This is a genomic window from Cellulophaga sp. Hel_I_12 (genome assembly GCF_000799565.1).
Taxonomy (GTDB): domain Bacteria; phylum Bacteroidota; class Bacteroidia; order Flavobacteriales; family Flavobacteriaceae; genus Cellulophaga.
This window is the reverse complement of record NZ_JUHB01000001.1, coordinates 1,412,617-1,425,616: the sequence shown is the minus strand read 5'-3', so window position 1 is coordinate 1,425,616 and position 13,000 is coordinate 1,412,617. Positions and strand designations below refer to the sequence as shown.

7 protein-coding genes are annotated in these 13,000 nt (G+C 37.9%); all 7 read left to right on the top strand.

What is annotated here, in order from left to right; all coding sequences use genetic code 11:
- Positions 1 to 7 precede the first annotated feature (7 nt).
- The 7 genes from GQ45_RS06460 (at position 8) to GQ45_RS06430 (ending at position 12,976) form a co-directional block, all read left to right on the top strand.
- Complete coding sequence (locus GQ45_RS06460) at positions 8 to 1,411, top strand: hypothetical protein (RefSeq protein WP_047420126.1); 1,404 nt, start codon at positions 8 to 10, stop codon at positions 1,409 to 1,411.
- A gap of 34 nt (positions 1,412 to 1,445) precedes the next feature.
- Complete coding sequence (locus GQ45_RS06455; protein ID WP_052188357.1) at positions 1,446 to 2,327, top strand: family 16 glycosylhydrolase; 882 nt, start codon at positions 1,446 to 1,448, stop codon at positions 2,325 to 2,327.
- Between the two features lie 21 nt (positions 2,328 to 2,348).
- A complete protein-coding gene (locus GQ45_RS17515; protein ID WP_052188139.1) occupies positions 2,349 to 5,150 on the top strand; it encodes a PKD domain-containing protein in 2,802 nt (933 codons plus the stop codon).
- Positions 5,151 to 5,324: 174 nt separating this feature from the next.
- Positions 5,325 to 8,798, top strand: a complete 3,474-nt coding sequence (locus GQ45_RS06445; protein WP_047420121.1) for a hypothetical protein — start codon at positions 5,325 to 5,327, stop codon at positions 8,796 to 8,798.
- Positions 8,799 to 8,859: 61 nt separating this feature from the next.
- Positions 8,860 to 10,080: a glycosyl hydrolase family 17 protein gene (locus GQ45_RS06440; protein ID WP_156125367.1), complete on the top strand. Its 1,221-nt coding sequence runs from the start codon at positions 8,860 to 8,862 to the stop codon at positions 10,078 to 10,080.
- A gap of 98 nt (positions 10,081 to 10,178) precedes the next feature.
- Positions 10,179 to 11,471: a glycosyl hydrolase family 17 gene (locus GQ45_RS06435; protein WP_047416099.1), complete on the top strand. Its 1,293-nt coding sequence runs from the start codon at positions 10,179 to 10,181 to the stop codon at positions 11,469 to 11,471.
- 11 nt (positions 11,472 to 11,482) lie between these two features.
- Positions 11,483 to 12,976, top strand: a complete 1,494-nt coding sequence (locus GQ45_RS06430) for a glycoside hydrolase family 30 beta sandwich domain-containing protein (protein ID WP_047416098.1) — start codon at positions 11,483 to 11,485, stop codon at positions 12,974 to 12,976.
- Positions 12,977 to 13,000: the final 24 nt, after the last annotated feature.

The window sequence follows — 13,000 nt, the reverse complement described above, 5'->3', positions numbered from 1 at the left end:
GAGACAAATGAAAAATAAAAATAATATCTTTTTAAGAACCACCATGCTGTTAGGACTCGTTTTAGTCTGGTTTACAGCTTGTGAAAGAGAAGTTTCAAATGAGGTAGCCTTTGCTTCCTTTTCAAAAAATGGCAACATATTTATTGATGGGTTTAGTGGTGGACTTGAATACTTTCCTTTTCAAGGATCTAAACTTGAAGCTTTTACTGTGGATACCGAAGTAAAGTATAACGGAACGGCTTCTATGCGCTTTGATGTGCCTAATGTTGGTGATCCCAGTGGTGCTTTTGCCGGAGCGATTTTTCCTGATGACGGCGGTCGAGATCTAAGTGGTTTTGATGCACTTACCTTTTGGGCAAAGGCAACGAAATCAGCTACCATAAATGAAATTGGATTTGGAAATAATTTTGGTGAAAATAAATACCTTGTTTCCAAGAATAACTTAAGAATAAGCACGGGCTGGACTAAGTATACTATACCTATACCGGATCCTTTTGTTTTAACGACAGAGCGTGGAATGTTTTGGTATTCAGAAGGCCCTGAGGATGGCGATGGGTATACCTTTTGGATAGATGATTTAAAATTTGAAAAATTGGGGACGGTAGCACAAGCAAGACCCGCAATTTTTAATGGGGAAGAAGTAGCACTACAATCTTTCCTGGGTATAGAAACCTCTGTCACCGGACTCACACAAACCTTTAATTTAGCTTCGGGTGTTAATGAAACTGTTACTGCGGCTCCTTCTTACTTTACATTTACATCCTCAGATCCCGAAGTTGCAAGGGTTAGTGAGTTAGGAGTGGTAACTATGGTAGGAACAGGTTCGGCGGTAATTACCGCAACGCTTGCCGGGGTACTTGCAAAAGGATCTTTAAGCATTGACGTTGGTGGTAGTTTCGAATTTGCACCCATACCTAGCAGAAATGCTGCCAATGTGATAAGTATTTTTAGTGATGCCTATACCAATGTGCCAGTGGATTTCTATAATGGATTTTTCGCAGAATTTCAAACGACATTGGGTGGCGCAATTAACATTAATGGTGACAATGTAATAGAATATACTGCGCTCAATTTTGTGGCAACAGAGTTTAAGAACCCTACCGTAGATGCATCAGGAATGACTCATTTTCATGTTGATATTAGAATACCAGAAGCCATAGATGCATCAGATTTTATTAGAATAGAACTAGGTGATTTTGGTTCGGACGGTGCTTTTGGAGGCAACAATGATTCTAGTGGTTCGGTAATTATTGCCAGTACAGCGCTGACCAGCAACCAATGGATAAGCTTGGATATTCCATTAGCAGATTTTGGATTGAGCAGTAGACGCAATCTGGCTCAAATATTTTTTGTTTCTGATGCTACTATTTCCAATTTGTTGGTAGATAATATGTACTTCTATACAGAATAATACCCACTAAAAAACGAAATTAAATATGAATCAAATGATAAAGTTATACAATAAAAAGAAAATTGGATACCATGGGAACTTCCTTTCTTTATCCAGAACGGTAGTTGTTCTAAAGTCCTTTTTCCTGGTAATTTTCTTGATGGTCAATCAAAGTTGTGCGGTAGATGATACCCAGACGGTGGTGAATTTTACGGAATTAACGATGCAGGATGAGTTCGATACCGACGGTGCTCCAGATAGCGCTATTTGGGGCTATGATATCGGCACAGGCCAAAACGGTTGGGGAAATCAAGAATTACAATACTATACGGATAGGCCAGAGAATGTCACCATCAATAATGGAATTATGATCATTACGGCACAGCAAGAAAATTTTCAAGGATCTTCGTATACCTCTGCCCGCCTTTTAACCAAAAATAAATTTTCACAGACCTACGGTCGTTTCGAAGCCCGTATTCGAGTGCCTTATGGACAAGGTATTTGGCCTGCATTTTGGATGCTGGGTGTTCCAGAAGATCAGGATGAAATATGGCCAAATATAGGAGAAATCGATATCATGGAAATACGAGGACAGGAACCAACAAAACTCATAGGAAGTCTACATGGCCCTGGGTATTCAGGTGGAGAAGCAATTTCAAAAGAGTATGTGCTTCAAAACGATCGCCTCGATACCGGCTTTCATATCTACGGGATTGAGTGGGGACCAGATTATGTAAATCATTATATAGACGATGTCTTATACAATCAAACGACACCTGATGACCTTCCTGAGGGATCAGAATGGGTTTTTGATAATGATTTTTACATTCTTATTAATGTAGCGGTGGGCGGTACTTTCGTTGGCGCACCCAATGCAGAAACTGTATTTCCTCAGACCATGTTGGTCGACTATGTAAGAGCCTATAAATATAATTGAATAAACTAACGAATAACTATTATGAAACTACTACTAAAAAAAGCTAAGTTAATTTCAATTTTTATCTTGGCGATTTCCTTTCTAGGATGTGATGACGAGGAATCTCAATTACCTGCAGTTAGCGCTGCATTTACCTATACCATAAATGAAAACACAGGGACGGTAACTTTTATAAATATTTCTGAAGATGCCAGAACTTACTTGTGGACCTTTGGAGACGGTAGAACCTCCACCGAAATTAATCCTATAAAAACATTTGCAAACGGAACCTTTACCATTACTTTAAAAGCAATGGGAATCTCAGGAGCTTCTAATACTTCTGAGGATACGATAACAATTAATATTCCAGACAAAATTTCATTACCAGTTACTTTTGATGGTCCAAATGTAGCCTATACTATTGCTACTTTTAATGGTACTTCATTTGAAATACTTGATAATCCTGATGCTTCAGGCACTAATGATAAGGCTTCTAAAGTTGGGGCAATTACCAATATTGGAGCTGCTTTTGAAGGGATTAATTTTGATGTTGGTACGCAAATAGATCTAGCTACCGAAAAAACAATTACCATGAATTTTTGGTCTGATGTACCTGTACCAGTTTTAATGAAACTTGAAGAAGGTACTGCGGCAGATATCGAAGTCACTGCAAATCATGGCGGTACTGGATGGGAAACGATCAATTTTAATTTTTCCTCATCAGCGAAATATATACGTTTAACCTTATTTGTAGATGGGCCAGGAACAAGCGCTGGTACTTTTTATATTGACGATATCGCACAAATTGTAACACCAATTGTTGAAAATGGTTGTGCTACTACGCCGATCGCAGCAACTGCACTGCCATTAAATTTTGAAGCTTGTGAAACCTTTCTTTCCTCAGAGAATTTTGGGGATGGTATTAGTTCAAAGTTAGCTCCGAATCCATCTAAATCAGGAATAAACAACTCCGATTTTGTGTTGCAGGTAGATAAACCTGCTGGTTCTAGTTTCTTTGCAGGAGTTCAGAATACCTTTGAGAATAACTTCGATTTGACGACCACAAATACGTTTAAGGTAAAAGTATATTCTACAAAGGCTAATGTGGTATTACGTTTTGAGTTGGCTGTTAATCCACAAACGGTTCCGGTTACAGGAAATCCTGCTCCCGTTTTTAGAACGGTAGCAAATGCAAATGTATGGACGGAAGTATCATTTACATTTACCAATTTACCCGGTGCGCCTACCGCATACAATCAATTGGTGATTAAGCCAGATAATAATGAAACTGATAGTGCCATTACTGCAGACGGAACCTATTACTTTGATGATCTTACCCTTTCAGCCCCTGCAACTGGTGGTGGCGGAGCTTTGGTAGCGTGTGACGGTGGAGTATTGGTGAATAACTTCGAGACTGCGGATAACTCCATTTTCAATAATTTTGGTGGTGGTGTTGGTACCATTATCAATAATTCGGACACTTCTGTTAATAGCAGTGCTAAGTTGGGACAATATGTTAAAAATGCAGGTGAGCCTTTTGGTGGAATCACCATAGCCTTGGGCAGTACTATTGATTTAGACAATGGAACGTTCTCTATCGATGTAAATTCTCAGTCCGTTCGGCAGTTGTTGTTCAAGCTGGAAGGATTAAATCAAGAACTGATCTTGCCGACATCTGGCACTGGGTGGGAAACCCTATCATACGACTTTTCGGGTCTTACGGGCGGAGTTACTGGTATCACTTTGATTATGGACAACGGTGTTCAAGGAGATGGTAGCGCAGCTTGGACTATTCAGTTTGATAACATAAGGTTGTGTGACAATGGGGGTTCTGGCGGCGGCGGAGCTTTGGTAGCGTGTGACGGTGGAGTATTGGTGAATAACTTCGAGACTGCGGATAACTCCATTTTCAATAATTTTGGTGGTGGTTTAGGTACCATTATCGATAATTCGGACACTTCTGTTAATAGCAGTGCTAAGTTGGGACAATATGTTAAAAATGCAGGTGAGCCTTTTGGTGGAATCACTATAGCCTTGGCCAGTACTATTGATTTGGACAAAGGAACATTCTCTATCGATGTAAATTCTCAGTCTGTTCGGCAGTTGTTGTTCAAGCTGGAAGGATTAAATCAAGAACTGATCTTGCCGACATCAGGCACCGGGTGGGAAACCCTGTCCTATAACTTTTCGAGCTTTACGGGCGCAGTTACCGGAATCACTTTGATTATGGACAACGGTGTTCAAGGAGATGGTAGCGCAGCTTGGACTATTCAGTTTGATAACATAAGGTTGTGTGACAATGGAGGTTCTGGCGGCGGCGGAAGCTCATGTACTCCACCACCTGCAGGACAGTTTATAACTGATGGCGGATTTGAACAAAATGCAGGTTGTTGGGAGCTTATACAAATACAGGCAGGTACCTCAAGTACAATTTCTACAACTGTAAATAATGGAGGAAGTAATTCAGCACGTATCAAAACAGCTCAAGCCGGAAATCCTGGAATAAAGCAAACACGCTTTGGTATTGGTGCTATATTACCAAATACTGCATATATTGTGAAATTTGATATCCGATCCGACGCTAACGACCCCGTGGCAAATGGTTCAATACTTAATGCTGCCACATTTTCTGAATCAGCAGAAGGTTCTGGGATTGGTGCAGTAAGGCATAATCTTGTATCAGGTGATGCAAATATACCATCCACTTGGACCACAAGAACGATAACATTTACAACATCGGGTAATGTAGATGGAGGTTTATCTCTTCTAATTGAGTTGATCGGTGGAGGACCGACTACTACAGGAACTGTATTTATCGATAATGTATCTCTAGTAGCTCAATAAATAGTTTAAAATTTAATGAAATTAGTGCGGTCTTAGAAATTAAGGCCGTACTAATTTATAATATAACGTACACTTGATGTTTTTAGATTTTCCTAAAAGCATATGTTATCGCGTAAAGAAGCAACTTTTTGTAATTTTTTTTTTACTTTCAGTTACAATTCTAGAAATAAATTAATGAAGCATACAGACATTTACATAGGCAATTCAAAAACAAACCTTGACCAGAACGCCGTTGAAGGCGAACTGGTTCAAATTGAAAATGAAAGTTATTACAAGATTAGCAATAGCGATGCCATGCGACCATTTTTTATGAGTATCGTTAGCGATTCTAATCATTGGATGTTTATAGCGAGCAATGGCGGGTTAACAGCTGGTAGAAAAGATGCTGAGTCATCTTTATTTCCCTATTACACAGATGATAAAATTACAGAATCAGCAGAGATAACAGGAAGCAAAACCCTCATGCAAGTGACTAAAAAGGAAAAAACCTATTTATGGGAACCTTTTTCAAATCGCTATGCTGGTATCTATACCACCACTCGAAATCTCTATAAGAGTGTGTACGGTAATAAATTAGTTTTTGAAGAAATAAATCACGATTTAAAACTAAGGTTCACTTATGAGTGGAATTCCAGTAACGAATTTGGTTTTGTAAAAAAATCAACACTAAAAAATGAGGATCAAGATGCCACAAGGATTACGGTTTTAGATGGTTTACAGAATATATTGCCTTACGGCGTAAACTCGAGCTTGCAGAATAGTAGTAGCAATTTAGTAGATGCTTATAAGAGAGCTGAATTGGAGGCGGAAGTAGGCTTAGGAATTTATGCCTTAAGTGCATTTATCGTGGATAAAGCCGAGCCGAGCGAGTCTTTAAAAGCCAACATTGTTTGGTCTTTTGGACTTGAGAATGCTACCTATTTACTGTCTTCCTTGCAACTCGATGCTTTTAGAAAAGGACGACCAATACATCCAGAAAAAGATATTAAAGCTGAGAAAGGTGCCTACTTTATACAAGCCGAAATCAGCTTGCCATCACTATCTGAGAAAAAATGGAGCACGGTTGCCAATGTCAATCAGAACCATTCGGCCATTGCAAACATTATTAACACCCTCAAGACAGATAAAAATATAGCAGCCACGGTTAACCAAAGTATAAATTTAGGAACGGATAATTTAATTCAATTAGCAGCTTCTTCTGATGGTTTGCAAACCACTACAGATAGGTTTAGAAACACACGACATTTTTCGAACACCTTGTTCAATATTATGAGAGGGGGTATTTTTGATCATAATTACCGAATGGAGAAATGGGATTTTAAAAACTATCTAGCAAAATCCAATAAAAAATCATTTCAATCTGCCAAACCTTTAATTGAAAGGCTTCCAGATGAATTTACGTCAGCTAGGTTAAAGGAAATTGGTCAGAACAGTGAAGATAAAGACTTCGAAAGGTTGTGCCTAGAATACATGCCCTTAAAATTTAGCAGAAGACATGGGGACCCAAGCAGACCATGGAATAAATTTTCAATCAACACCAGAAGTGAAACTGATGGGTCTAAAATTTTGGATTACGAAGGAAATTGGCGTGATATTTTTCAAAACTGGGAAGCTTTAGCACATTCGTTTCCAGACTTTACAGAAAACATGATCCATAAGTTTTTAAACGCCTCTACCTTTGATGGATACAACCCATATAGAGTGACCAAAGATGGTTTTGATTGGGAAACTATAGAGCCAGACGATCCGTGGTCTTATATTGGGTATTGGGGAGATCATCAAATTATATATTTGCTGAAGTTTTTAGAAATTATAGAAAATCATCATCCAGGTAAATTAATAAGCTACTTTGATAAAGACTTATTTGTGTATGCCAATGTACCTTATAAAATAAAGAGCTATACGGACATTCTCAAAAACCCAAAAGATACCATTGAGTTTGATCTTGAATTAGATCATGAAATTGGCAAAAGAAAATTGGCCCTAGGTGCTGATGGCGCTTTGTTATTTGATCAGCAAAAAGAGATCTATAAAGTTAATTTTATAGAAAAAATACTAGCGACTGTTTTGGCCAAAACATCTAATTTTATTCCAGAGGCAGGTATTTGGTTAAATACCCAAAGACCGGAATGGAATGATGCCAATAATGCCTTGGTAGGCAATGGGGTTTCTATGGTTACCCTGTATTATTTAAGGAGGTTTTTAAGTTTTTTCGATGATCTTATATCGAATGTGGAGCTAGCGGAAATTTCTATTTCGGAAGAACTTTTGCTGTTTTTTAATCAAGTTCATGATACCTTAGATCAAAATGAATCCCTGCTCATCAAAAAAATAAACGATACAGACCGAAAAAGAATTTTAGACGGTTTGGGAATGGCAGGCAGTGATTATAGGGCTGTTATTTATAAAAATGGTTTTTCTGGGAAAAAAGCGAGGCTTTCATTAGCCAGTTTAAGTGGTTTCGTGAAAACAACTTTAAAGGGTATCGACCATACCATTGATGTAAATAGACGATCAGATAATTTATACCATGCCTACAATTTGATGACCATAGCGGATGAGAATAAAATTTCTATTTCTTATTTAAGCGAAATGTTAGAGGGTCAAGTAGCCGTTTTAAGTTCGGGTTACCTTTCCTCCGAAGCTTGTTTAAAGCTTTTAGACGGTCTAAAGCATAGTCAATTATTTAGAGAAGATCAATACAGTTATTTATTATATCCAAATAAAGAACTTTCGCGATTTTTGATAAAAAATACCCTGCCAAAAAATGCTATAGCACAATCAGAGCTGCTGCAACAAATGATTGCAGATGGACATACAAGCATCGTTGAAAAAGATGTTTATGGGAACACGCATTTTAATGGAAACTTTCATAATGCAGGCAGTATAAAAGAAGCTTTGAAGGCACTGAAAGGGTCGCGTTATGAGACCTTAGCAGAAAAAGATGAAGACCTATTGTTGCAAACTTTTGAGCAGGTTTTTAATCATAAGGCCTTCACTGGTAGATCAGGTACTTTCTATGGGTATGAAGGCTTAGGGTCTATTTATTGGCACATGGTTTCTAAATTGCTTTTGGCAGTTCAAGAATGCTGTTTAAAAGCCATTGCTACTAATGAAAGTGACGAAATTACAGGGAGGCTTTTGGAGCATTATTACGAGATTAATGAAGGTATTGGGGTGCACAAATCACCAGAACTTTACGGGGCATTCCCAACAGATGCTTACTCACATACACCCGCGGGTAAAGGAGCGCAACAGCCAGGTATGACTGGACAAGTAAAAGAGGATATCCTCAGTAGATTTGGTGAATTGGGTGTTTTTGTTACGAAGGGGCAATTGTATTTTAATCCCTGTATGTTGCGCAAAGTAGAGTTTTTAAAGGAACCAAAGACCTTCAATTATTTAACGGTTAGCAATGTAAAATCGCAGCTTCAATTAAGAAAGGGAGAATTAGCAATGACTTATTGCCAAGTACCTATAGTTTATAAAATTTCAACAGAGACGAATATTGAAATAACACTAAGCGATGGACAGATAAAAAGGGTCTCTGGTTTAAGCTTAGATAAGTCCATAAGTAAAATGGTGTTTCAGCGCTCAGGCGAAATCGAAGTAATTAGGGTTCAGCTAAAAGAAGATAGCTTAAAATAAAGCTTATAATAAAAAAACGCAGCACTACCACAACATTCACATACGATGTTGGTCATAGTCTGTGATCAAAATAGAAAGAATTAAAGTTTTTCAGCATCAAAAGACAAAAGAAGTGACAGCTAAAGATATTTTAGGAAATTCAGAGTACTTGGCGATAAGCTATGGTGGCTATAGGGCAATATCAAGAGAAATTCAACCAACACTTGACGAGCTAAAAGAAGACATGAAATTGTTGTCCGCCATGGGTGTCAAGGTCATTAGAACCTATAACGTGCAACTGCCTTTACCTCATGCAGCAAATATCCTAAAGGCTATTAGCGAACTTAAACAAGAAGATTCAAACTTTGAAATGTATGTTATGTTAGGTGCTTGGATCGATTGCCTCAACGCATGGACCGATCAAATGCCAAATCATGATGTAGAAAGTCCGAATAACGCAGCAGAAATTGATAGAGCTGTAGCTTTAGCCAATAATTACCCCGACATTGTTAAAGTACTTGCTGTGGGAAATGAAGCCATGGTAAAGTGGGCCACAAGTTATTTTGTACAACCCAAGGTGATTTTGAAATGGGTCAATCATTTACAAGAGCTAAAAAGGCTAAAAAAATTACCGAAAGATTTATGGATTACAAGCTCCGATGATTTTGCATCATGGGGAGGTGGAGATTCTATGTACCACTGTGAAGATTTAAATCAATTAATAAAAGCGGTAGACTATATTTCAGTGCATAGCTATCCCTATCATAACACCCATTACAATCCAGAATTTTGGGGTATTCCAGAAGAAGAACATTCCCTTTCTGAAATAGAGAAGATTGATAATGCCATGAAGCGCGCACTAGAATTTTCAAAAAATCAATACCATGCCACCGTGAATTATATGAAAAGACTGGGAGTCCATAAGCCTGTGCATATTGGTGAAACGGGTTGGGCTAGTGTATCTAATGATTTTTATGGTCAAAACGGCTCTAAGGCAACAGATGAGTACAAACAAGGCTTGTATTATAAATTAATGCGAGAATGGACCAATAGCGCTGGGATATCATGTTTTTATTTTGAAGCATTTAATGAAAAATGGAAGGATGCTCATAATCCAAACGGTTCAGAAAATCACTTTGGATTATTCAAAATTAATGGGGAAGCTAAATATCCCCTATGGGATTTGGTAGATAAAGGTATTTTTAAAGGATTAACAAGAAATGGAAATCCGATAACAAAGACATACAAAGGCAATAGAGAGGATTTAATGCCTCATGTGTTAGTGCCACCCGTAAAACATTAAAGATAATTTTTGTTCCAATGTAGTCAGATTTCGGTTTTACCTATTTGATGACAAAGTAGCCATGAGTTAAATAAAAAAATAATAAAACATCGAGCGTCATGAAGTTGAAGACTTACTTTTTTATACCCATACTTATCTCAATTTTTGTTATGTCTTGTAATCAAAATTCAAAGGCGAAGAAGCATATGCAGGAAGAAAAGTCAATGACGGCAAAAGAAATTTTAGGCAATCCAGACTACTTAGCTATGTCGTATGGAGGGTACAGATATAAGGATCCTGCTATTGAACCAACTTTGGCTGAACTTAAGGAGGATATGAAACTTCTATCCGCTATGGGTGTTAAAATCATTAGAACCTATAAAGTACATAAGCCACAGGCCGAAAATGTGTTGAAAGTAATCTCTGAATTAAAGAAAGAAGATCCTAATTTTGAGATGTATGTGATGTTAGGAGCTTGGATAGACTGTAAAAATGCATTTACAGATGAAGAAAAAGACCATAATGTAGAAAGTGAAGCTAATGTTCCCCAGATGGAAAAAGTAGTGACTTTAGCAAATCAGTATCCCGATATCGTAAAGGTAATTGCGGTAGGTAATGAAGCTATGGTAAAATGGGCTGAAACTTATTATGTAGAACCTTGGATTATTTTAAAATGGGTTAATTATTTACAGGATTTAAAAAAAGAAGGGAAGCTTTCTAAAGAGTTATGGATTACAAGTTCAGATAATTTTGCCTCTTGGGGAGGTGGTGGAGAAGAGTACTATGTAGAAGATTTGACTAAATTAATCCATGCGGTAGACTTCATTTCTATGCATACCTATCCCATGCATGACACCCATTATCAACCTGAATTTTGGTTAAAATCAGAAGGCCAGGACGAAATGACGGATTTAGAAAAAATAGAGGCTGCTATGGTCAGAGCAAAAGAGTATGCTCAGCTGCAATTTAAAAATGTACAACAATATATGAAAAGTCTTGGCGTCGACAAACCAATTCATATTGGTGAAACCGGATGGGCAAGTGTCTCCACGGATCAATACGGCTCCGATGGGTCTAAAGCTTGCGATGAGTATAAAGAAGCCCTCTATTACCAGCACATGCGCGAATGGACCAATAAAGCAGGCTTATCTTGTTTTTATTTCGAAGGATTTGATGAGCCTTGGAAAGGAAGTGATAATGTGGGAAATTCAGAAAAACACTTTGGCTTAATGACCGTAGATGGCAAAGCAAAATTTGCACTATGGGATTTGGTAGATAAAGGTACTTTCGAAGGCTTAACCAGAAACGGAAACCCCATAACTAAAACCTATGGTGGTGATAAGGATGCAGTCATGAAAGATGTATTAGTGCCACCAACACAAGACCAGATAGGGGCCAACAAGGCCGATTAATACAGGAACAGATGAAAACAACCAAGATTTATTCTCAATTTTTAGTAGCATTAGTAATCATGAGTTGTAGCGAAAAACAAGAACCCTTAAAAGCCGAGGTGTATGAAACATCGGCGAGTGGGCATCAACTGACAAGATTAACTGAAATTAACTCTGAGCCTGCTATGGAAAGTATAGCACTATTGCCAGAGGTAACATACCAAACCATAACTGGCTTTGGTGGATCATTTACGGAGGCATCAGCGTCTTTATTAAACCGATTAAGTAAAGCAAATAGCGCTAAAATTTTGGAAGCCTACTTTGGTGAAAGTGGGGCAAAATATTCCTTGACGCGTACTCATATGAATTCCTGTGATTTTTCTCTGGGCAACTATTCGTATGCACCTGTTGAAGGAGATATAGCGTTAAATAATTTTTCGATTGACGAAGACCGCGATGATTTAATCCCGATGATCAAAGAGGCGATGGCAGTTTCTAAGGAGGGTTTTAAAATAGTATCCTCACCCTGGACAGCACCACCTTGGATGAAGGATAATAAAGATTGGAGAGGTGGAAAGTTATTACCGGAATATTACGATACTTGGGCTTTATTCTTTTCTAAATATCGTACTGCTTATAAAAACGAAGGCATTGATATCTGGGGGTTTACAGTAGAAAATGAACCTGTAGGAAATGATGGCAACTGGGAAAGTATGCATTATACACCAGAAGAAATGACTCATTTTGTACAACATTATTTAGGGCCAAAACTAGAAAAAGACGGTCATGACGTGAATATATTGGGGTTTGACCAAAATAGAGGTGAGGAACTTGAAAAGTGGGCTAGTGTCATGTATAAAGATGAAGCTTCTTCTAAATATTATAATGGTATGGCCATACATTGGTATGCGAGTACCTACGATTATTTCCCAGAATCATTACAATTTACGCACAACAAAGCCCCTAACAAATACCTTATTCAAACCGAAGCCTGTGTTGATTCCGAAATTCCGAAATGGAAAAATGATTCCTGGTATTGGCAAAAAGAAGCAACCGATTGGGGTTGGGATTGGGCTCCAGAAAAAGATAAATATTTACATCCCAAATATGCACCGGTAAATCGCTATGCAAGAGATATCATAGGCTGTCTTAATAATTGGGTCGATGGCTGGATTGATTGGAATATGGTACTAGATAAACAAGGTGGCCCTAATTGGTTTAAAAACTGGTGTGTTGCTCCTGTCATTGTTGACCCTGATAAAGATGAAGTTTATTTTACGCCATTGTATTACACCTTAGTCCACTTTAGTAGATATATAAGACCAGGAGCTGTGGTGATTGGTGTTGAAAATTCAGATGATGACCTTATGGTCACGGCAGCAAAAAATCCAGATAACTCTATTGCTGTTGTTATTTTTAATGAAGGAGCTCTTCCAAAGAATTTTAAGCTAATGTTAAACGATAAAACACTAAACCTAAAAATAAGTGGGCAAGCAATACAAACTATTGTAATCACGCAATCCTAAAATTAACCAACTAAATAAAATAAT